This is a genomic window from Microbulbifer maximicatervae (SeqCode) (assembly GCF_052467305.1).
In genome coordinates, this window is record NZ_CP174306.1 from 3,433,951 (window position 1) to 3,455,807 (window position 21,857).

Sequence of the window (21,857 nt, forward strand, 5' to 3'; positions counted from 1 at the left end):
GAGAATAAGCACAAAGGAGATTGATGATGTCACAAGAAAATTCCAACCTGGACCCCGAAGAACTACTTCATTGCGCAATGGCAGCAAGCGCTGCAATGCAACATGACAGGGCAATTGACTTATTTAAGCGCAGTATCGAAGGTGAAGCACATCCTGCAAAACACTTAATGCTTGCTGCGGAGTATGCACAAGTTAAGCTGTTTGACCGTGCCATACAGGGAATGAAAAAGGCAATAGAAATGGAACCCCTTTTATGGGTAGCTCATTTTCAGCTAAGCCAAGTTTACTTAGTAAGTCAAAAAATCGCAGAGGCCAGAGAGGTTTGGCAATATTTAGCTAGCAGCCCGGAAGCTCCAGATTATTTTCAACTATTCTCCAGCGGCCTTCTATTAATAACAGAGGAAAAATATCCAGAGGGAATACAGTTACTCGAAAAGGGAAAAGAAAAGAATAATGAAAACCCAGCTTTAAACTCTGATATAGACAAGATAATTCAACTAACCTCCCCATCCGATACAGAGGGCAATACGACTGAAGCCTCAAGCAATATAGTCATGAATGAAATGTTACTTTCCAAATACGGATCAAACTAGCCACCATGAAAATAGAAAATCAACCCATCCCCTTCGCAGCCCCCCCTTCAAAATCAACTGCGACAGAGACAGAGACAGAGACAGCCAAAAAGGAAGCCCCCCCCCTCTCTACCGGCAGAGCCTCCGATCTCAAGTCATTAGTGACCGAAAGAATCCAAGAACTTCAAAGAGAAGGGGCCGACATCAAAAGACAACGCGAGGAATTAATCAGGATCATTTTAAATGAAGAGTTTTCACATAGAGTTCCAGGAGGCATGTTAAAAACTATAATTGAATCCGCATTAGAAAACGCAGAAACAAATAACGCTTATAAACAGAAGGTAGAACAGCTATTAAACGAAATAAATCAACAGAAATGCTAACAGAAAAACAAAATAACAAAGCCCCACGTTTCAACCTTTATCAAAACCATCATTTATTTTATCTACGCAAAAATAAAAAAGATTGTAAGCTGAACCCCACAGGAAAAACAAAAATTCACCTACTCTGAATTAGACTACACACCTCACATTTATACCCTTCGCAGCCTAACAGCCAATAAAGTAATAAATGCCTCGCAATAAAAATGAGAACCATCTCAATTAAAGACCCGCAGCTCTTTCAAGGTGGGAATTATAGAGCCTGGGCGCCACATTAAAAACGCAGAACACCAATTACGGCAAACGGTCACGTAGGAAGACTACTTAAAGAAGTTTGGTTTTGGTTTTACCACAGCGCTCACAGCGATATTCAGTAACCAACTTTCCCAGCTTTACATCAAACTTGCGTTCGGTAACCACTTTCCATTTATGAAAACCTTCCCTGCATAGGGTGCTGCCCTTGTGCTTTTGCCAAGCGGTTTTTCTTTTGAAAGGAATAACATCTCCCATTTGTTCTCGCACAATAAAGTTTGAACACTAATTTTATTTTGGAACAATAAAGTTTGAACACTAATCACTTCAAGAGCCTAACTGTACCTTTGGGGTATCAAACAGGTGAGATAAATGAAGAGGTAAGTTGCTTCAAATTACACATACATACCGACAATTTTATCCTAAAAAAAGAAAAAATTAGATATAGCATACCAAAAAAAATCTTTATTCAAAAAATTTTTTCTAGTTATTTGCTTATTGGTTGGTTACACATCTAGCGCTCATACCTCATCATTACAAGTGAACCACTCGATCTTTGATGGAATCCATCTAGATTTGTAGCAACGCAGCCACTAATCCTCGGCAATGGAGCGCTCAGTCAGAAAGGTCAGAAATAGAAGAGTTATCTAGGTGGTAAAGACACGTCTAACGCCGCCCCCAGCTGTATTTCCCTACTTAACCAGGGAAATTAATAAACCCCAGCCCCCATAGCCTCTGAAATTCCCTATCAGATAGCAGGAATACACCTTTCGATAATCACAGATACTCAAGGTTCATATCTCTATCCAGAGATGGCTAATTCTGCGCTCTTGCAAGAGCGATCAATCGAGAATTACTCTCCTCCCAGTTTGCCTATGATAATTATAAGTGCCGGGAGGGTGCGCGTGCATTTTGAATTCAGAAGTAAAGTTTCAGCACACTATCCGCAACACAAACCATGCGACCTGAACCTTCAACCTCTACCTCAATATGATTGATCATTTCCACACTACGCTTCGATGGCACCAGGGACTTTAAAGTCGTACGAGCTCGGATACGATTGCCAGTCTTAACTGGATAAGGAAAACGCACCTGTTCAAGGCCGCAGTTTATAATCATTCTAGCTTCAGGGTAAGGCGGTTTTTCCGGATTGACAGTATCGGTGAGCTCGGGAATTAGCGATAGGACCAAAAAGCCGTGGGCAATTGTGCCTCCAAACGGCGATTCAGCCCTTGCTCGTTCTGGATCAATATGAATCCACTGGCGGTCCCCAGTTACTTCGGCAAAACTGTCAATGCGCGACTGGTCAACTACAATCCAGCGCCCAATATATATCTGCTGACCAATACGTGCTTGCCAGTCTTGGTAGAAAGCGATGGCCTTAGGGTTCTTAATGACTTGTAATTCACGATTGCTAGCAGGATCAACAACCGGCCCAGCTTTCGAAGTCCAGGAATTTTTAAGCAAGTTACTGATGTAATAGGACAACTGATGCAGGTGATTATCATGGGTGCTTTTGAGGTCCAAATTGTTAATCCGAGCCCTAAGCAACCTTTCCTTTTCCCTGATGTACTCAAGCACGTCCATCATCTCATCCTGTATTAATGACATTGAAGCAGCGTAACTGGACCTAAAATTAATTTTGTGCGGCAGCTACTTCCAACTCCACGTCTTGTTTCTAAAACGCCTTGCGGCTGAGTAGGTTAAAATGGTTTGGTTCCAATCGACCCAAAGGCGACAACGCCGGCGACTCCATCGCTACACAAAGCCAATAACGTTGCGCCAACGTGCAAAGGTTAAACCAAAAGCTCCCCCTTTCTCTTACCTTACACTCAAGCCACGTGGCTGGTTGCGAGTTAAGCAAAGATACAAGATCAAACTCGATCGTAGAAAAAGGCAGTCGAAGCCCCAAACCACACGCTTTGGACACAGACTCTTTAATGCACCAAACCCTTGTTAACAATTCACAGTGAGCAGCGCTTGGGATAGTCATTACCTGGTCATATTGCTCTGGACTAAGTAAATGCCTGAAATTTAGACCTGAGCCCAGTTCACGAGCAAGGGGCTCCAGATCTATACCTGGATCAACGGTAGAGCTAAGCGCAATCGCGACCACACCACTAGCATGAGAAATACTAAATTTTATTGGGGCCACACTTTGGTTTAAAACTCTAGGCCTGCCTTGCTCATCAGGGAAAATTTCCCAATCTGCCGGCAAAATACTTACGCCTCTTTTAGTGGATAAAACATAACGCAATAGGTAACGACCAAGCAGAAAATGTAGGCCCGCCGCTCGATTAACAATCCCACTATATCTTTTCTGCTCAGCCTCGCTAACTGTGGTGAAGACAGTTTGCGGATCATGCTTAATTAGAGTTTCAAACTCCTTCACGGTAGCAATCCAAAGACCTATATCCCTGTTAACTCCGGTCTTCATAGGGTCCGCTCAAAAAGAATAATGCAACTTAAACTCGATAAAATCCTCATCCCGTACTGGATACAGCCAAGTATCACTGCGGCCCACATTGAGGAATAAAAACGCCCGAGTTTCGATTCTAAAATAATCACTCAGACGGTGTTCTAAGCCTAAGTCGAGGTAGTTGCCATGACTATCGAAGTCATAACTTATGACTCCTCGAAATTCGCTGTCACCGGTATCACCGAAGCTAGCTCTAAGGCCGACAAAGAGATCGTTCTGACCTAATGTTTCAGCTTGCTCATCCCTATCGTCGATTAGATATTCGGCGATCAAGGACAGATCTTGCATACTATCCGGTAGCGAATAAATCGGGTGCTCAAGGCCAACGTTTGCAGCAAAGAAACCTTGCTCCAGTTCGCGACCAGTTTTCGCTTCCAACTTAAAGGTCGTGTCGCCGAGGAGATAAAGTGTGTCCAGTAAAAAATTCTCGGTTTCGATGTAAAAGGGAGTCAACATCGTCGCTGAAGGGCTAGGCCTTACCAGTAGTGGCGCCCGCCTAGTGCCTCTGAAGTAACCGATCCCTGTTTCTAAATCACCAGCGTAAAAATGGCCTCGCAGAGCAACATCTCCACCTCTATTCGAGCTTTCAAAAAGTGCCCGGTCCGAAATCGGTAGTCCGAATGACGGGCGCTCTGGAAATTCTCGCTCACGAAAAGTTGGCAGATAGAATATCGATAGTTCGCCGTTATCAAAACGCAGACCTAAAGATGCGAAGGTCTGCCCCATCTTTTCCTTTCCGTCGATAGCTTGGCGCAAGTCAGCCTGATTAAGTACATTGACTATATTCAGAGATTCAGAAACGCCCCAAAAGAAAGTACTAACACCGAGATTCAGCGATAACTGATCACGGCGCCAGTGAAGGCTGGCTTGGCGGATATCGGCATAACGACGCTCCCCATCCTGCTCATCCCAGCTACCAAACAACCGCAACTTATAGCCAGTATCACCAATATCCCCCTCAGCATTTGCTTCAATTTCAAGCCCCGGTCCGAAGCGGTAGCTATCATCAATGGCCAGCGACTCCTCTTCTGCAAATATACGAGCCGTGGCCGCGATATCAACAGAATACTTGTCAACCTTGACCTCTGCGAGGACCGGCATAATGGTAAGGCTTAGACACAGCTGCACCCAAAACGCTAAACGCAAGACCCCCATACCCTTAATCCCGGAGTGTATTGCGATGGAAATTCGCAACTGAGAGACCGGTACCAAACTCGATGCGGCTATAGCTTAAGATCGTTACGTTTCCACTCTGCTGATTATGCATAACCACCTCCATGGGCCTCCAATAACGATCGTCGTAGAGGCGAAAATCCCTTGCGGAAAAAGTCTTGAGCAGCGTTTCCTTACGGTCGAAATAGTCTATACGGAAGATACGTCGAGCACTCTGATCAACCCAGACCCGCTGCCGGCTATATGCAGAGTGAGAGTCTTCTGGCACTCGGTCAATTACGTCACAAACCAGGGCACCATCTTCGCATGATTCCTCTCTCACGTAGGTATAGCGGAAATCGTCGACCGCCTTATCAGACAAGTCCTCGAACGAAAACTCACTACCGACGAACGCACCACTCTTATTGCGAGATGAGATCCTCTTAATACGGGAATAGGCAGGCAAATATAACCACTGCTTATCGGTATCCTCTAACTGCGGATGCGTTAGAAGCGCCGTGCCCCGGATATCGGCAGGAAAATTGAAGCGGATTAACGATTTGTCTCCACCCTCGTGACTCTCAAGTGAGCTGATCTGCAGTTCACGTCGAGTTTCATCTCCGGCCCTGTTGCGTAGAATCATCGTCAATTCGGCAACACTGTCGCCGTAACCAAGGTCACGGTTATCCACTGCCACTGCGACCTCCCGCCCCTTTCTAACATCGCTAGCAGCGCCTTGAACCGGCAAACCGATTAGGCCACAAAGTATTGTCACTGGAAGGAGGAGACGGTAATCAGTTCGCATTATTTAGTTCCTTGTCGGTACGAAATTGCAGGTTCGACGTACGTGTCCTGCGCATAAAGGTTAGAACCAAGGCCGGTAGTAATATCAAGTCAAACACCAATGCCAACACAATAGACATCCCCGTGAGCATACCCATCTGGGCATTTTTCTCGAACGCCGAGGTCGACAATAGAAGGAAGCCTATCACTAGCAGCATTGAGCTAATCACGATCCCACCCATAGTCTTACTAATGGTTTCGCTTACGCTATCTTCAGGACTGAGCCCCCGCTTTAGACCGTTGACATACTGATAGAGGAAGTGAACTGTATCATCGACGATTATGCCGATCGCCATTGCCGACACCCCAGCCAGCCCCATTGAGATTTGACCATTAACGAGATACCAAAATCCAAATGCTGCCGCGACTGGAAGCAGGTTTGGAACCAAGCTCAATAGACCAATATCGAGTGAGCGGAATACCAGCATCAACGTCAATGAAATCACCACAAACGCTAGCGAGGCACCTTCAAGGAGACTTACAATATTTGATTGACCAATGTGGGAAAAAATCACTGCGGGACTGCTGTGATAGATATCAATGGAGCGAGGTTGGTTTTGCAATAACCACTCTTCGACCCGTTTTTCAAAAGCAATTAAGCCCACCGAGCTTAGATTCTTTAATCGTGCAGTCAGTTTCACCGAGGATTTATTCAAATTCACCTGATGGGTCACATCACGACCAAACGGCAACGACATCTCGTATAGCAGGAACTGCTGTGCAGCGGTAATTGTATCGCCAGGTAACCGGTAAGAGTCCTCATCACCACCATTCATCAAACGGTTAAGATCCTTGATTCGGTGCAGGGGGCTTGCAGTTGTAAAAACTTCTGGCTGCTCATGTAGCCAGTCATCGAATGTATCAAGAAACTGTAAAAACTCTGGCTGAAACATACCGTTCTGCTCTGGTACCGAGAGCGAGTAATCGATTGTATAAATACCAGAAAAGTGGCGATCGATACGTTCAGAATCAGCACGGAAGGGCTGCGACTCATCAAAATAGCGGATTAAATCATCGTTTAATTGATTCAATGGACTGAGTGCAGCGACGCATAGGGACAAAGGTAGCATTAGCCACAATATCCGCTGGCGGTAAGCGATAACCCAGCCTGACAACAAAGCCATGCGATTAATCAGTCGGTTGGCACCTGTTTCCCGCGTTGAAAAACGAATACGCAGCAGAAGCTGTGGTAGAACCGTCAACGACAAAAGTAGCGAGAAGAGCACACCTAAGGCAACTATATTGCCAAGATCTCGAAACGGCGGTGAGTCACTGAAATTCATCGCCAGAAAACCGATAATAGTAGTGACATGGCTCACCGCAATCGGCTTGAGATTGCGCCGGTAGGATTGCAAGACTGCTTCTTCACGAGAAACACCACTGCGTATCTGGCGCTGAATATAGCTGAGGATGTGGATGGCCGACGCTACTATCACCGTGAACATGATGATTGGAGCCGATACTGATGGCGCAGACAATTGAATACCGAGCCAACCAGCTAGACCCAAAGACCCTAGCAGTGCCAACACTACTACCGTCAAAATAGCGCCACCTGCAGCAGGTGATCCGAGAATTAGAGCAGCGCTGACCAGCACAAAAAGGATCATCAACGGTATCAGCGTGATGAAGTCTTTTTTTGCCGCCTGGAAAAAGGCACCGTTCATCTCCACCACACCGGTGACAAAAAAACGATGATCCGGATATTCCATCTTGAATGACTTAATCAATTCATCGACAGCACCGGTAACGGCTAGCACTTCGGCCTTATGGTCTAACCCTGGCAACCGAATGGTCGCATTGATCGCGGTAAATCGTCCGTTCTTACTAACCAAATTGCCAACCAAGTCCCTCTCACTACTAGCGGCAGTTTCAATAAAGGCGATCCTTTGCGGCGTCAATTCGTCAAGCTCGTAGACGAACTCCTCAATCAAAATATCATCGTCTTCAGCAGAGCTATAGGGGAAGTTCGTTAGCGAATCTACTCGAGAGACATGGGCCGTCCGCCACAACGCGCGTGTCATTTCATGTATAAGGCTCAGAGTACGCTGGTTGTAGATGCTGTCATCCACCGGTTCAATCATGATGAACACGTTATCAGTCGTGCTATAAGTATCTTGCATCTGCTCCAAGCGCAGTAGGTCACGATCGTTATCATCGAAGAAAACGCGATAATCACTGGCCAGCCCCATCCGTTTTAGGCCAACAGCCGACATCAATGTGAGCAACAGCACCAGCGCTAATAGCCACTTACTGGCGCCAGAGCGAATGATCCAATCGGTCTTTATATTTTTGTTCAAGGTATTTCTTTCCTTTCGGATAAAAAGGCTCGCAGCGGCACCATTACTCGCTCTACATCCTTCTCAACCCCCATTACCAGCTCCGACGCTCGACAACTAAGCCATTTACGTCCCACTAAGAAAAGCCCAGGCTCTGGAGTCCTTCCATAGTTTTCAATGAAGCCCCTCTCATCGACACAGTGCGGCAACTTTAGCCAGCTCGTTCGGTCGCAATAGCCTGTTGCCCAAATCACTGTATCTATGTCATGCCAACCGACGGAGTCGAAACGGATTTGACGGCCAGAGCACTCCAAAGCACGGCCAACAATCTTTACGCCTTTAGCCTTCAGCCGTCTATTGTTGTATTCACCACAGGGGACAGGGTTACGCTTTTTTAATATCTTCGCGATGAGGCTGTTCTTATCGGCGGAAAGGATACGCAAGCGATCAAGCCACCAAAAAATATCACGTCCGAACAAACGGTTGGGAGGCAGGCCACGTGGGGAACCCGTGGCCAAAAACACATTGCAACGTCCCGCTAGCCGGTCCACGATCTGACGCCCAGTAGCACCATCCCCAATAACGGCAACAGTGTGGCCATCAGAAATGACATCGGTTGAGGCGAGACTACCGTCTAGTTGCTGCACCTCTCCAGCAAGTTGGGAACTTATCGCCGGCACCTGGGGTATCTGATTAGCACCAGTTGCATTGACGATACTGGTGGCGAGCAGAGACGTGCCGTCGGCAAGGTCGACCTGAAAACTGCCGTTCGAAAGGCGATCGAGACCAACAACTTCACAGCCTTCTCGAACCTGAAGATCAAAGTGGCCTGCATAGCTGACCAAATAATCAGCTATTTCTACTGTAGTCGGGAAGCCCTCAGGATCGCCCGGAAAGGCTAGTCCTGGCAGGGCACAGAATTGACGTGAAGTGAATAGCTTCATACCTTCGAGCCGGTTACGCCAAACGTCGCCAATACTATCCCGTTCAAGCAGAAGGTAGTTGAGATCAGCCTGCTGCAGCATTCGTGCGGTGTGAAGACCGAACTGGCCTCCACCGATAACTATGCAATCAAGTCGCGACATCAACTGCGCTCCAAAGCTGTTCTTGAAAAATTCTTTTCGAGATGTGCCACAAGAGCGTTAATCGTTGGGTAGTCGAAGGCTAGCGTCGGATCGATGTCAACAGAGAGGTGGTCCTCCACCATAGTCGATAGCTGGACATGGTCTGCCGAGTCTAGACCTAGACTTGAGAAAGAGGTGTCACTGTGCTTATCAATCGAAAATTCTGGTGTCTTAGCAGCGATAAAATCTGTGATCTGTTCCACCAGGTTTTTCATTCTAAATTCATTCGTCATCTTATATTTCCTATCAACGGTTCATGCGAGCTGCGCCTCTTCGGCTGCAATCAGATCCCTGCAGGCAGTCCTACGAACTTTGCCGCTGGTGGTTTTCGGAATACCGCCAGGCTTGACCAGCAAAAGCTGGTCGAGGGCGACATCATGTGCCAACATCACTGCCTCACGCAGCTCCTGTCGGAGTTCATCGTGGTTTCGGTTAAGAAAGGCGTGGCGGCGAATCTCAACAATGGCTGCCAGTCGGTTTTGGCCATTGCTATCCACAGTGAAAACCGAGGCTCCGTTATTGCCTGCCGCATCAGGATGGTCACTACAGGTACGTTCAATATCGTATGGATAAAGGTTGCGGCCGCGCAGGATTAACATTTCCTTAATCCGCCCGGTGATATACAACTTATTGTCACGGACGAAGCCCATGTCCCCGGTTTTGAGGTAATAATGACCGTCGCAGGGCGATATACGAGCACCGAATTGCTGCTTACTAATCTCAAGGTTGTTAAGATAACCTTGTGCTATTGAGGCACCACTAATCCATATCTCACCAATACAACCCTCATCTGCTAGCCGGCCACTCTCCGGATCAACAACCTTCAAAATCATCCTTGGCGTGATACGACCGCAGCTAACCACTTGACGCCCCTCACCAGTAGATTGCAGTCGACCAGAGTCAAATGCTGCGGGATCGAAAGCCAGGGTTTCAATGCCTACGCCTTTCGGTCCTCCAGAGACAAACAAAGTGGTTTCAGCCATGCCGTAGCAGGGAAAGAAAGCAGTAGAGGAAAAACCGTAAGGCTGGAAACGTTCAGCAAATATCCTCATAGTGTCGGCGCTGACAGGCTCAGAGCCATTCAAAGCCACCTTCCAGCAACTCAGGTCTAATCCCGATAAGTCCTCTCGCTCACCTATGAACTTGATGCAGTGCTCATAGCCAAAATTAGGTGCAGCAGAGCTATGAATTCGATAGTGAGATATCAATTCTAACCACCGGCGTGGACGCTGAACGAACTTCATCGGTGGCATGAAGACGTAGGTACCACCAAGGAACAATGGCTGCAGCATATGGCCTATCAGTCCCATATCGTGGAACTGTGGCAGCCAGCCGCCAGCAATTACACCTTCGCTGTGGCCACACGCCTGCTGGATAGCCAATTGGTTATCGATAATGTTGGCGTGACTTACCATTACACCTTTGGGTAGATCAGTAGAGCCTGAGGTGTACTGAACAAACGCCAACTCATCTGGAGCCGGAAGAGGTAACTCTACATCTTTAGCAGCACCAACCTGCTGCTCATCAATCCAGGCCTGGTCGCCCAAATTAATCGCCGGTAATTCTGCTAATTGCTCAAATAGCTGTTCACGAGTCTCAGCGGTCGTCAGAATGGCTTTGGTCTTTGCATCACCAAGAATACGAACAGTGCGCTCTAATTGCTGAGCATTGCGACTCAGGTTCAGGGGTACAGCAATGACGCCAGCCGCGAGGCAGGCGAGGAAGTTGACCACAAAATCAAGACCAGCAGGGAAAAGCAGAGCAAGCGGCTGGCCTCTATATCCGCGCTCGACTAACAGTCGGGCCCGTTCCAGTACCTGCTGATTCAGTTCACCGTAACTCAGCGATAGAGCACTATCAGGCCCATGAGGCTGGAATACGCAGGCGGTACGGCTAGGCTCATTAACCACGTGTCGGGCGAACTGATCCATGAAGCGCTGAGCTGGAAAAATCTTATCCGTCATGAGCCCAACTCCTCACCCTTTAAAGCTCATGCTTTTGAGCTGTGCCACGCACCGCTGCAATGAATCAACAAAACGATCTATATCATCAAGGCTGGTAAAGCGGCCGAAGCTAATCCTGATCGCACTTTGTATTTCTTCATCACTTAGCCCCATTCCTTGTAATACAGGCGATAGTTGACGGGTCTTGTTGTTACTGCATGCAGAGCCAATCGACACCACAATCCCATCTTTCTTTTCCATTAACAGAGCAAGCGCCTCACCCCGAATGCCTGGAATCGATAGGTTTAAGGTATTGGAAATCGCCCCCTCATAATGACTAGCACCATTGATATGTGTTTCGATAGAGGATTTGCCAAGCTGTTCGATCAAGTGCTGTTTGCACTTCAGACAGTGATGGTCCCAGTACTCAAGCTCCCTGCGACATTCGTCAGCAGCCTCACCGAGTCCGGCGATAGCGACCAAATTCTCGGTACCAGAGCGCATTGCCATCTCTTGTCCACCACCATGAATCAAGGGAGATATGCGATCTATATTCTGGATATATAGGCCGCCAATACCCTTGGGACCATAGAATTTGTGTGCGGAAAAAGAAACAAAATCAGCACCTAATGCCTCGACATCAAGAGGCCGCTTACCTACTGCTTGCACTGCGTCGACATGGAACGGAATGCCTCGGGAGCGGGTCAGCCTTGCCACCTGATCCACAGGTTGAATAACGCCGGTTTCATTGTTCGCATACATCATGGAAATCAACCTGGTGTCAGGCCGGATAGCTTCAGCGACAGCCTCAAAACTGACGGCGCCGCTCGGTCCCGGCTTCAAGCAGGTGACTTCGAATCCGAATTGGTGGGCGCAGTATCGGATAGTTTCTAGAACTGAAGGGTGCTCAATCGCCGTGGTTAGGATATGGCCGGCCCTACCCAGGTCGTTCATCAGGCTTCCTTTAATAGCCCAGTTATTGGCTTCAGAACCGCCGGAGGTAAAGAAAACTTTTTCCGGCGCGGTACCCAGTAGGCTAGCGACATGGGTCTTTGCTCGCTGGATTAGCTCACGATTACTGGTCGAAGGAAGCGTACGCCCAGATGGATTAGCAAAGAGCCGAAGCGCAGAGGACATAGCCGTAGCTACAGCCTCCGACACCGGGGTTGTGGCGTTGTAGTCGAAGTAACCCTCAATCGAGTGAGCATTTGTCATGGCATCACCTCCCGACAATCTTTGCCAACTAAGCTCAGCAACCTATGATGAAGCTGCTGCAAAATCTCAACACAATGGTGTTGTGATGGCTCTAGTTCACCAAGCATGCCTTCTATTTCGCTACTTGTTCTCCCGGCAAGCTGTTCCGGTGCCAACCCCTCAAGCGAGGCACAGAAAATGTTGGCCGTCGCCACCGAAGTAGCGCAACCCCAAGCTCTAAAGCGAGCACTGTCAATCAGTCCATTGGTGATGTTGATCTGAACGCGAATCCGATCTCCACATACTGGATTGCCAATTTCATATTCGTAATTGGGTTCGTTGATATCACCGACATGAGCCGGGTCGGAAAAGTTGTCAATGATGATGTCGTTGTACATGTTGTAGCTCCATCTTGGACAGCTGTAATTAGGCGACGACTGGACAACTGCCGCTAGCAGCCTGCTCTGCGTCCAAATCTTCAAGCCGCTTATCTAAATTAACCGCACAGCAACCAAATTCTTTTGACTCAGGTAGGCGCATTACATACTGCATGCGTTGACCACTTCTTCCCGAACGACTCGCTTCAGGCAACAGTCGCACCAAGTCCTCAGTAAGCATGAAACCAGGCGTCGAACGTGCGAGAGGGTCAAGAATTGCCAATTGGCCGGTCTGGCCCGGTTCGACCTCTCGATCTAGTTGTTTGGGGTCTCTTACCGAGAAATGAACGAAGGGGGAGACATGCTTGATTCCATACTCATCGTCAATAGCAATGACATTGGATTCAACCAAGGCGTAGATATCACGGATCTGGCTCTCTTCAACGCCCAAGTACTCGATACATTCACTGTTGAATTCTGCACGTGACAACATCTGGCCTGAGAAGCGCTTCCACCCCCCAAGAGTGATGATGTAACTACTCTTATCGAGTTTAATTCGGGTGTTGGTAGCTTTGAGGTAGCTGATAAAACGATTGATCAGGAATGGAGGACCAATCAAATGGCGACTGAATTTATCATTCCAATCCTCAAGCTGTTCTAAGGCCTCTTCGGGCTTAAAAGATTCTTGCCGAACCATGAATCTATGAGTGTCCAGCAGACCTGCGAGCATATTGAGCGCCTTGATCATGCCCATTTCAGGAATTTCCTCGGTTGAGGGGCAAAGATAAAGGCCGGCACCTTTGGAGATCTTTAGGAATTCGCGATACATCGAGTAAATCCCCAGCACCGCATTGTCAACGGTGTCTGCGCAGCGGCGCGAAACGCTGGGAATACCAGAGGTACCTGTGCTTCGCATTTCTAGCTCTACATCACGTAGGCTGACTGAAAGTAACTTATGGCTATCGTTTGATTTAAAAAGCTCAATGGGAATCAGAGGTATTTTGATCAGGTCAGCTGGAGTTGAGATCATATCCGGTGTCACTCCTTTGCTATCGCAAGCGGAGCGGAAAAAAGCATTGTTCTCATAGTGATAAGCGAATGCCTCATGGATCAAGCCTGTCTTGAAATCCAGTAAGTTATCCTCTGTCATCGAATAGAGTTCCGCCACAGATGACAGTGCCACCTTTAAAGGGTCTAACCCGTTTTCCTTGAGTATGTTTTGTAACTGTATCGACATTTCAATCTCCGTTTTTAAAGTCAAATAAGACACGGCCTCAATCGTCTATGCGGAGGCATTTAGGCTATTTTTTTACTGTTTTAATCAAGCTGATATATATCAAAAAACTTAACAAAAACCTCAAAGCTTGAATTAAGAATGGTTTAAACATCAGAGAATTTAGAACTCGACTGAAAGACCACCCGTCCGGGAATCATGCCGGGTAAACCTGCCGGGTAAACCTGCCGGGTAAACCTGCCGGGTAAACCTGCCGGGTAAACCTGCCGAGTAAACCTGCCGGGTAAATCTGCCGGGTAAATCTGCCGGGTAAATCTTTGACCACCATCAAGAGTCTCTACTCATCGATTCTATTTATTATTTTCCGAGAGAAATATTAAACACATTAGAAATTTTAACAATCACTTCAAAGTAATTTTCTTTATTTTTTTATTTTTCTTGCCGCGCAGTATGGTTTTTTTTTGCTACATGACCAGCCCATCTCACTTACACCCGCTTACAATCTTACCCCTTCAAATTACCTCTAAAAATTAGCCAGAACAATCGGTCCGCCAATCACATGAAAATCATCCTGCGATCATGAGCTCACAACAAAACGAACAGGTTTTATGCGTATTTTTTTTACTATTGAAGCTTGCACTCACACCTAACTCCGACTCCCAACGGGAAACCCAAGAAAGCTCCTTGCCGCCAATTACAGCAAATCACAGCTTATATTTTGGTAACATATTGTGACCAGTCAATTAACAAATATAAACTATTTGATGACAAGCTTACTGGAATTAATTCCATCTTAGGGGTAGCGTAAATTCGCACAAACATTCAAGCGTACACTGTCGTTTTTCCTCAATCTTTAATCTCCCTGCTATTTTTCAGCAGAAAATTCGTATTTTTAAGTAAAGATTGACACATCACATTCACATAAACCACACCACAATTAACAATACGCCCCGCAACCCAAAGTAATTTATTGGATATTTTTTTATTACAACAATCCACTTTAAGGAGAATAGTACCAAGTAAGGCGCAACTGTACTTCCACCTCCTTTTCTTTTACCTGCACCAACTAAACGCCATTAATTCTCATGACTAAAATACAAAACTCAGTCTAATTTATGAAATTCGTCCATGATAATCTATTTATTACTCTTTATTTTTTAACTATTAACAAAAAATCATCCGCATTATCATTGCGAGATTCCCTATTGCACAATTAAAACCACAGAAGCAATGGCCATTTTCAACACACAAAAAACCAGAATACCGCTTTAGACATCCCTCAGAAATACCCAATCGTGCTTACACATTTTATTACCGTAGGGAAATAGCTATTTAGCTGGCACTTTAGAAGCATCCACCAAACTAAAAATGCTGAAAGCTGAGCACCGGGGATAGATTTATCTACATTCGTAGATGAACTGAAAAGCATTATCTTTGCTGGCCAGTTTACAGAAGCACTACAAAATCGGCTTCACATATAAAGCGCATACCAAATCTCGCAGATATGACTGAGGATAAGAGCTGATTTCTAGCTAACTTTAGGAGCACTTTGCAAAATGAGAGAGCATACGGCACACGCAACCTACGTAACATTCTCTTATTTCATCTAACAATGGCGATATTTAGTATCTATAGAAACAGAGCACCTTTCTAGCAGCTCCGAGCCCCCCATTTAAGCCCCATACTTCGCCCTAACTTAGGGTTAAATTATTAAACTCAACTTTCCCACCAAAAGTATCCACTAGGCCGGAAGTTATGAAGAGTATAAATTTTTACAGGCACAGAACCACACACTTAATTGAAAATCGTTATCATTACCAATATTACCTATAGAATATGAGCGACAGAGAACTTTCTGAAACATCTAACTCGATGAAACAGCTGCTCGACAACTATTTGTCATACTGCTTTAAGACTGAAGAGATATAGATCAAATCACCGATCTAAAGCATTGCACCATACTTTGCGAGGAAGCTCACTTAGTAGACATTAATGCCGCGGCTCAATATTCTTTTCAACAGAAGGTACGTATCAATTTTTAGTTATAGTCGACTAAAGATTTAGAGCTATGAAAAAACACTTGAGGATTTCTTAGGCTTCTATACCCAAATGAAAGATATTCAACACCAACAATACTTTGACTAGGTCCTTTGGAGGCTGTAAGGGAATATTCGGCAGTATATAATAATAAAATTTCTGCCTAGACCATCTAGGTCAAAAGTGAAAAAAGTGCGTCATGTCATAACGCACTAAAATGGATACACAAAACTGCTCTATGAGAGAAAAGCACTCATAAGTTCGCCAACTCAAGCCTTAAGGGATCACTGCATCTTTTGCTCTCATAAATTAGTGACAAGCATCTTCAGGTAAGACTTCCATTGATCTACAAACTATTTTAGACAAGCCACTAAGAAGCTGATATCACTCATTACTATTAAAACCTTAAGGTCACTTAGGATATTTTGGCTTTTCGAGTGGACTCTCTCGCCTCTTTAAGAATCAAAAAACCACCTCGAATAACAACAGCTGAAATTATTAAGCCTATAGCAAGATCAGGGAAACGACTATCGATTACCGCGACTAGTAGACCTGACATAATCACTCCTAAATTTGCTACAACATCATTGGCTGAAAAAATCCAAGCAGCTCTCATATGTACCCCTCCTTCCCTATACTTAGATATTATTAGGAGGCAAACAACATTTGCTAACAAGGCAGAGGCCCCTATTGATATCATCAGTATACTTTCTGGCTCACTGCCAAAAAGCGATCTCCTACAAATCTCATACAACACCCACAACCCCAATATAATTTGAATTATTCCACTGACATTAGCTGCCTTTGCTTGATATATAACCCCTCTACCTACAACAAATAAAGAAATCCCATACACAGCAGCATCAGCTAACATATCCAGAGAGTCTGCAATCAATCCTGTTGACTGAGCAAACCATCCAAGAGTTAATTCAAGCACAAACATAATTGCGTTGATCACTAGCAGCACCATTAAAGTGCTTCTCTCTAATTTATCTGCTTGCTCTAAACCGCAACCACATTCAGACATATTCACGCCCTCTCTAAACAGAACTCCACTTAGGGATATTTATGCTTTAAATATCAACAATTACTTACTTCAAAGTCTCGCTCAAGGCTAGTTCCTGTCTTTTTTAAAAAACTCAGATCATATTTATAAGTCAACTTCATGAGAAGTAAAATTATAATTCACTAAAATCAGAAATCAAGGGCACCAGCACTTCTGTCCACTCTATTTAGGATCTATAAAGGCTGCCTTTGAACCAGAATAAAAATCTGCAAGCAGTAAACCCATACTAAACCTACACACTAAAACCCCGTCACTCTATTGAGACAATAGAAACATCTATTATTTTCTACTTATCTAATGTAAATATCAAACGTATCCATCTCTTTCATACTCAAAAATGAACCAGCGCACACTTAAATATTTTTATTAAAATTTTGCCCACCCCTACCTAAATATAGGCAAAGGTGAGCATCGTAAATTATGTTTTTATTTTTGATATACCCTCTCTTCCATGCACTATCCGATAAAGCAATGGCAGTACAAACAAGGTTAGGAGAGTAGAAGAAATTATGCCTCCAATCACCACCGTAGCTAGTGGTCTTTGAACCTCTGCTCCAGTGCCTACATTCAAAGCCATAGGAACAAAACCGAGACTCGCAACCAACGCAGTCATCAATACTGGACGCAGGCGGATCATAGCGCCATCGATAATAGATGTGAGCAACTCACCACCTTGCTGTCGAAGTTGTCGAATGAAGGAGAGCATTACCAAACCGTTTAACACCGCCACACCAGATAGTGCAATAAATCCTACTCCGGCAGAAATAGATAAAGGCATATCGCGCAACCATAGGAACAAGACACCTCCAGTAAGCGCGAGGGGTACTCCACTGAAAATAATTAAGGCATCCTTGAATGAACCAAAGGCCATCACCAGAAGCCCCAGAATTACCAATAGTGTCAGTGGAACCACTATCGAGAGGCGAGTACTGGCGGACTCCAATTGCTCGAAAGTGCCGCCGTATACTAGCCAATAACCTGCAGGCAAAGAGACCTGCTGATCAATACGACCCTTCGCCTCTTCAACAAAGGAACCCAAATCACGGTCACGGACGTTGGCCGTTACCACAACACGGCGCTTACCATTTTCCCGGCTAATCTGGTTGGGGGCAGGGGTCATTTCCAAGTTAGCAACTTCTGACAAGGGCACATAGCTACCTAATTGGCTATCAGTGGGTAACGGAACAGGTAAATCCCCAAGGTTCTCATAGTCTCGTCGTAAGCCTTCCGGCAGACGCACTACCAGATGAAAACGGCGATCGCCTTCGTAAATCAGTCCAGCCTCTTCCCCTCCAATAGCCGTTGAAACCAAATTTTGCAAGGTTTGCAGATCTATTCCATAGCGGGCGAGTGCGACTCTCTTTGGCACTATTGATAGAATCGGTAGACCTTCCACTTGTTCTACACGAGCATCAGCAACACCCTCAATTCCATTTAACACACCGAGAATTTCATTTGAAGAAGCCACCAGCTGATCCAGATCATCACCGAATACTTTAATACCTAGGTCTGCACGTACACCGGAAATTAGTTCATTAAAACGCATTTGGATTGGTTGGGTGAACTCGTAGTTATTTCCCGGTAACTGACGCACAGCTTTTTCGATTTCAGCAACCAATTGTTCCTGGGGCAATTTCGGATCAGGCCATTGGTCACGTGGTTTCAGAATCACAAAGTTGTCGGCTACATTTGGCGGCATTGGGTCTGTTGCTACTTCTGGTGTACCAATTTTTGCGAATACTTTATCTACCTGGGGAAACTCCTTAATACGCTGCTCCAACAAGCTTTGCATTTCTACAGATTGCTCTAAACCAGTACCAGGAATACGCAGGGCGTGTAGTGCGATATCACCCTCATTGAGCTGAGGAATAAATTCAGAGCCCAGTGTTGTTGCAAGCCAGCTGCAGAACAGTACTAATGCAAGAGCCCCAGAAAGTACTAACCACCGCACTTTCATTGCAGCAATCAACAATGGTTTATATAAAGATTTGGTCGCAACAATAACTTTGTTTTCTTTTTCACTGATTTTACCTGTCAGGAAAACGGCAACTGCTGCAGGCACAACGGTTAAAGAAAGCACCAATGCAGCGAGTAATGCCATCACTACAGTGGCAGCCATGGGGTGGAACATCTTCCCTTCCACACCTGTAAGCGAAAATAGGGGGATATACACCACGGTAATGATCAAAACACCAAACAAACTTGGGCGAATCACTTCGTTGGTAGCTTGGAATACTAGCTCCAAACGCTCTTGTAGGGGCAGCTTGCCTCCCTTGCGATGCTGGGCTTCTGCAAGTCGGCGAATCGCGTTCTCCACAATTATCACGGCCCCATCGACAATCAGGCCAAAGTCAAGAGCTCCGAGACTCATCAGGTTGGCGGAAACACCCGTTTGCACCATGCCGAAAATGGTCGCAAGCATGGAAAGCGGGATTACTGCTGCAGTAATAAAGGCAGCTCGAATATTTCCCAGCAACAAGAACAATACCACGATAACCAGCAGCGCACCCTCAACAAGGTTTTTTTGCACTGTAGCGATAGCTTTATCTACCAGAGTGGTCCGATCGTAAACCGCCTCTACCTTAATACCTTCTGGCACGGTTGATTTTATTCGCTCTAAGGCTTCCGCCACACTTCGAGCTACCTCCCGGGAGTTTTCCCCGACCAGCATCATGGCTGTACCCAATACGGTCTCTTCACCATCGCGAGTGGCTGCACCGGTGCGAAGCTCTTTTCCAATAGCCACTTCGGCCACATCCGAAATTTTAACCGGCACCCCGGCGCGACTGGTAATTACCACATCCTCAATTTCGGCAATATTTCGCAACTGCCCAGGTGAGCGCACTAGAAGTTGCCGTCCATTCTCCTCCAAATAACCAGCGCCGCGACTTTCGTTATTGCGACGCAGCGCTAGGGCGATATCTTCCATGGATACGCCAAAGTTAAGCATCTGCCGGGGTTCAGGTGTTACGTGATACTGCTTGTTATAGCCACCGATGGTATTAACTTCAGTAACTCCGGGGACTAAGGATAATTGCGGTTTTATAATCCAATCTTGAATTTCCCTCAGTGAAGTAGCGTCGTAAGGCTGCCCATTGGGCTGGGTGGCGCCAGGCAGAGCCTCCACGGTATACATAAAAATCTCACCGAGTCCGGTAGCAATAGGACCCATTTCAGGCTCTAACTCCGGAGGCAAATGACTTTTAATACTACTGAGACGGCTATTAATTAAGTTCCGAGCAAAATAGAGATCTGTACCCTCTTTAAAAACAACAGTGACTTGGGACAAACCGTAGCGAGAGAGCGAACGGGTATATTCTAAATTAGGCAAGCCCGCGAGTGCCGCCTCCACAATGTAAGTAATCCGCTGCTCCGCCTCTAAAGGTGAATAACCAGGAGCCTCGGTATTAATCTGTACCTGAACATTGGTGATATCTGGAACCGCATCAATTGGAAGTCTCTGATAACTCCAAACCCCCAGGCCCACCAATACAAAGATCAGGGACAGTACAAAGTAGCGCCGCTCAATTGAAAAGCGCAGTATACTTTCAATCATCTTCTGGCCTCATTTAATGGCTATGTTCAGCGCCGGACTTTTCAATATCCGCTTTGATCAGGTAGCTGTTCTCGGTGACATAGCGATCACCCACATTGAGACCACTCAACACTTCGGTAACAGTGCCGTCGCTACGGCCCAGTTTAAGTGGACGAATTTCATAGGTTTCTCCCACTTTGATAAATACCACCGTCCAATCGCGGAAAGGTTGTAGCGCACGATTCTCGACCACTAAAGGCACAGATTTTTCATTGGTTACTACTTGGCCTTGGACCATTAGATCGGTAGTCCAGAGTTCATTGGGGTTTTCAATCACCGCTCTTGCAATCGCGAAGGGCTGACCATTACTGCTCGGAGCAAGGCTGGTGATAGTTGAGTCAAAAGAACGGTCACCAGCTGTAATTGAAACCTGTTGGCCTAATTTGATCTGATCGCGACGCATCGGAAATACTTGCAACTCAGCCCACAGCTGGTCGTAGTTAGCTATGGTAAACAGTACCCGTTCGCCACTGAATTCACCTTGGCTGGCTTGCTTATCAATTATCTGACCGCTAATAGGAGCGACCAGTGGATAAATTTGCAAGCTGTCATTGGATTCGATAGTAGCAAGCTCTTCCCCTTTCGCTACCAAATCGCCAAGCGTTTTATTAACAGTGATTACGGTTCCTGGGTAACGTGCACGCACATGACTGAGGTTACGATGATCTATCGCAGTTTTACCATATAAGGTAACGCTTTCTTTAATTATACCTGGAGCAGCAATTGCAGTTTTAATGCCTGCCTTTTTTGCCATTTGTTCAGAGATCTGCACTCGACCTTCATGGGACTCATAATCCCAACTTGTGCGCTCCCCGTTGTAAAAAACAGAAACGGCAACATCAAAGGAGTGAGGTTCCTTTACTACGCCTTCACCGCGGTAATACCCAACACTATCCTCCCAGGCAAAGGGTATTTGATCCACTTTTCCGCCAAGTCTTTCAAGCTCTACGGAAACACGAGCATTCTCTAAAGGTTTACCATTCAGAGAAATCCAGGCTCGAAACTCTGGCTTTACACCACTTTCATAAATAAGCAACTCAGCCGTTAGATCCCCCTCAGTCAGTAAACGGCCACCATTGGGGCCCTTTTCCTCCCGATGGTCTTCATGTCCGCCATGGTTATCATTATGTCCATGACTAGAGAATTTCTTCTCTTCCCGTTCATCATGCTCATCATGGCTATTATTGGAGCCCGGCTCCTCAACTTGCTTAACATGTTCATCATAACCACCATTTGCATGACCCAGGCTTGCAATCCAAAATCCAGAGAAAATGAGGAATATGGATAATATTGCCAGGCGAATTACTTTACTTAATCTGCTCATATCTAAATC

The 21,857-nt window shown here is 45.9% G+C and carries 17 protein-coding genes; 2 read left to right on the top strand and 15 right to left on the bottom strand.

The window, feature by feature from the left end; translation table 11 throughout:
- Window positions 1–23 precede the first annotated feature (23 nt).
- Entirely contained in the window at window positions 24–593 is a 570-nt protein-coding gene (locus ACJJI4_RS15005) for a tetratricopeptide repeat protein (RefSeq protein ID WP_444925669.1), read from the top strand.
- A 5-nt stretch (window positions 594–598) separates the two neighbouring features.
- Complete coding sequence (locus ACJJI4_RS15010) at window positions 599–955, top strand: hypothetical protein (protein WP_444925670.1); 357 nt, start codon at window positions 599–601, stop codon at window positions 953–955.
- Between the two features lie 321 nt (window positions 956–1,276).
- Here ACJJI4_RS15010 and ACJJI4_RS15015 read toward each other — a convergent pair whose 3' ends face one another.
- From ACJJI4_RS15015 to ACJJI4_RS15085, 15 genes are all read right to left on the bottom strand, one after another.
- Window positions 1,277–1,462 (bottom strand): hypothetical protein, encoded by a 186-nt coding sequence (locus ACJJI4_RS15015; protein ID WP_444896388.1) that lies wholly within the window; start codon window positions 1,460–1,462, stop codon window positions 1,277–1,279.
- A gap of 660 nt (window positions 1,463–2,122) precedes the next feature.
- Window positions 2,123–2,815, bottom strand: a complete 693-nt coding sequence (locus tag ACJJI4_RS15020; protein WP_444901115.1) for a MaoC family dehydratase — start codon at window positions 2,813–2,815, stop codon at window positions 2,123–2,125.
- Window positions 2,816–2,882: 67 nt separating this feature from the next.
- Window positions 2,883–3,641 carry a 4'-phosphopantetheinyl transferase family protein gene (locus ACJJI4_RS15025; RefSeq protein WP_444925671.1) on the bottom strand — a complete coding sequence of 253 codons (759 nt, stop codon included), beginning with the start codon at window positions 3,639–3,641 and terminating at the stop codon, window positions 2,883–2,885.
- 9 nt (window positions 3,642–3,650) lie between these two features.
- Window positions 3,651–4,838: a hypothetical protein gene (locus ACJJI4_RS15030; RefSeq protein WP_444901113.1), complete on the bottom strand. Its 1,188-nt coding sequence runs from the start codon at window positions 4,836–4,838 to the stop codon at window positions 3,651–3,653.
- 4 nt (window positions 4,839–4,842) lie between these two features.
- Window positions 4,843–5,640, bottom strand: a complete 798-nt coding sequence (locus ACJJI4_RS15035) for an outer membrane lipoprotein-sorting protein (RefSeq protein WP_152454483.1) — start codon at window positions 5,638–5,640, stop codon at window positions 4,843–4,845.
- Window positions 5,630–7,975 (bottom strand): efflux RND transporter permease subunit, encoded by a 2,346-nt coding sequence (locus ACJJI4_RS15040; RefSeq protein ID WP_444925672.1) that lies wholly within the window; start codon window positions 7,973–7,975, stop codon window positions 5,630–5,632. The genes ACJJI4_RS15035 and ACJJI4_RS15040 overlap by 11 nt, the downstream gene beginning before the upstream one ends.
- Window positions 7,972–9,039 (bottom strand): flavin-containing monooxygenase, encoded by a 1,068-nt coding sequence (locus ACJJI4_RS15045; protein WP_152454485.1) that lies wholly within the window; start codon window positions 9,037–9,039, stop codon window positions 7,972–7,974. Before ACJJI4_RS15045 ends, ACJJI4_RS15040 begins: the two co-directional genes overlap by 4 nt.
- A complete protein-coding gene (locus ACJJI4_RS15050) occupies window positions 9,039–9,311 on the bottom strand; it encodes an acyl carrier protein (protein WP_216646255.1) in 273 nt (90 codons plus the stop codon). The genes ACJJI4_RS15045 and ACJJI4_RS15050 overlap by 1 nt, the downstream gene beginning before the upstream one ends.
- Before the next feature lie 21 nt (window positions 9,312–9,332).
- Entirely contained in the window at window positions 9,333–11,042 is a 1,710-nt protein-coding gene (locus ACJJI4_RS15055) for a fatty acyl-AMP ligase (RefSeq protein WP_444925673.1), read from the bottom strand.
- A 12-nt stretch (window positions 11,043–11,054) separates the two neighbouring features.
- Window positions 11,055–12,236 (bottom strand): cysteine desulfurase family protein, encoded by a 1,182-nt coding sequence (locus ACJJI4_RS15060; protein WP_152454487.1) that lies wholly within the window; start codon window positions 12,234–12,236, stop codon window positions 11,055–11,057.
- Window positions 12,233–12,613: an iron-sulfur cluster assembly scaffold protein gene (locus tag ACJJI4_RS15065; RefSeq protein WP_152454488.1), complete on the bottom strand. Its 381-nt coding sequence runs from the start codon at window positions 12,611–12,613 to the stop codon at window positions 12,233–12,235. Before ACJJI4_RS15065 ends, ACJJI4_RS15060 begins: the two co-directional genes overlap by 4 nt.
- A gap of 28 nt (window positions 12,614–12,641) precedes the next feature.
- Complete coding sequence (locus tag ACJJI4_RS15070) at window positions 12,642–13,829, bottom strand: LuxE/PaaK family acyltransferase (RefSeq protein WP_152454489.1); 1,188 nt, start codon at window positions 13,827–13,829, stop codon at window positions 12,642–12,644.
- 2,449 nt (window positions 13,830–16,278) lie between these two features.
- Window positions 16,279–16,890 (bottom strand): cation efflux transmembrane domain-containing protein, encoded by a 612-nt coding sequence (locus ACJJI4_RS15075; RefSeq protein ID WP_444902624.1) that lies wholly within the window; start codon window positions 16,888–16,890, stop codon window positions 16,279–16,281.
- Between the two features lie 457 nt (window positions 16,891–17,347).
- Complete coding sequence (locus ACJJI4_RS15080) at window positions 17,348–20,485, bottom strand: efflux RND transporter permease subunit (RefSeq protein WP_444925674.1); 3,138 nt, start codon at window positions 20,483–20,485, stop codon at window positions 17,348–17,350.
- Between the two features lie 13 nt (window positions 20,486–20,498).
- Entirely contained in the window at window positions 20,499–21,848 is a 1,350-nt protein-coding gene (locus ACJJI4_RS15085) for an efflux RND transporter periplasmic adaptor subunit (RefSeq protein WP_444901108.1), read from the bottom strand.
- Window positions 21,849–21,857 lie beyond the last annotated feature (9 nt).

What these genes read in the sequence shown, in the direction of transcription:
- ACJJI4_RS15005 (WP_444925669.1), top strand. Translation starts at nt 24, where the DNA reads ATGATGTCACAAGAAAATTCCAACCTGGACCCCGAAGAACTACTTCAT.
- ACJJI4_RS15010 (WP_444925670.1), top strand. Translation starts at nt 599, where the DNA reads ATGAAAATAGAAAATCAACCCATCCCCTTCGCAGCCCCCCCTTCAAAA.
- ACJJI4_RS15015 (WP_444896388.1), bottom strand. Translation starts at nt 1,462, where the DNA reads ATGGGAGATGTTATTCCTTTCAAAAGAAAAACCGCTTGGCAAAAGCAC.
- ACJJI4_RS15020 (WP_444901115.1), bottom strand. Translation starts at nt 2,815, where the DNA reads ATGTCATTAATACAGGATGAGATGATGGACGTGCTTGAGTACATCAGG.
- ACJJI4_RS15025 (WP_444925671.1), bottom strand. Translation starts at nt 3,641, where the DNA reads ATGAAGACCGGAGTTAACAGGGATATAGGTCTTTGGATTGCTACCGTG.
- ACJJI4_RS15030 (WP_444901113.1), bottom strand. Translation starts at nt 4,838, where the DNA reads ATGGGGGTCTTGCGTTTAGCGTTTTGGGTGCAGCTGTGTCTAAGCCTT.
- ACJJI4_RS15035 (WP_152454483.1), bottom strand. Translation starts at nt 5,640, where the DNA reads ATGCGAACTGATTACCGTCTCCTCCTTCCAGTGACAATACTTTGTGGC.
- ACJJI4_RS15045 (WP_152454485.1), bottom strand. Translation starts at nt 9,039, where the DNA reads ATGTCGCGACTTGATTGCATAGTTATCGGTGGAGGCCAGTTCGGTCTT.
- ACJJI4_RS15050 (WP_216646255.1), bottom strand. Translation starts at nt 9,311, where the DNA reads ATGACGAATGAATTTAGAATGAAAAACCTGGTGGAACAGATCACAGAT.
- ACJJI4_RS15055 (WP_444925673.1), bottom strand. Translation starts at nt 11,042, where the DNA reads ATGACGGATAAGATTTTTCCAGCTCAGCGCTTCATGGATCAGTTCGCC.
- ACJJI4_RS15060 (WP_152454487.1), bottom strand. Translation starts at nt 12,236, where the DNA reads ATGACAAATGCTCACTCGATTGAGGGTTACTTCGACTACAACGCCACA.
- ACJJI4_RS15065 (WP_152454488.1), bottom strand. Translation starts at nt 12,613, where the DNA reads ATGTACAACGACATCATCATTGACAACTTTTCCGACCCGGCTCATGTC.
- ACJJI4_RS15070 (WP_152454489.1), bottom strand. Translation starts at nt 13,829, where the DNA reads ATGTCGATACAGTTACAAAACATACTCAAGGAAAACGGGTTAGACCCT.
- ACJJI4_RS15075 (WP_444902624.1), bottom strand. Translation starts at nt 16,890, where the DNA reads ATGTCTGAATGTGGTTGCGGTTTAGAGCAAGCAGATAAATTAGAGAGA.
- ACJJI4_RS15080 (WP_444925674.1), bottom strand. Translation starts at nt 20,485, where the DNA reads ATGATTGAAAGTATACTGCGCTTTTCAATTGAGCGGCGCTACTTTGTA.
- ACJJI4_RS15085 (WP_444901108.1), bottom strand. Translation starts at nt 21,848, where the DNA reads ATGAGCAGATTAAGTAAAGTAATTCGCCTGGCAATATTATCCATATTC.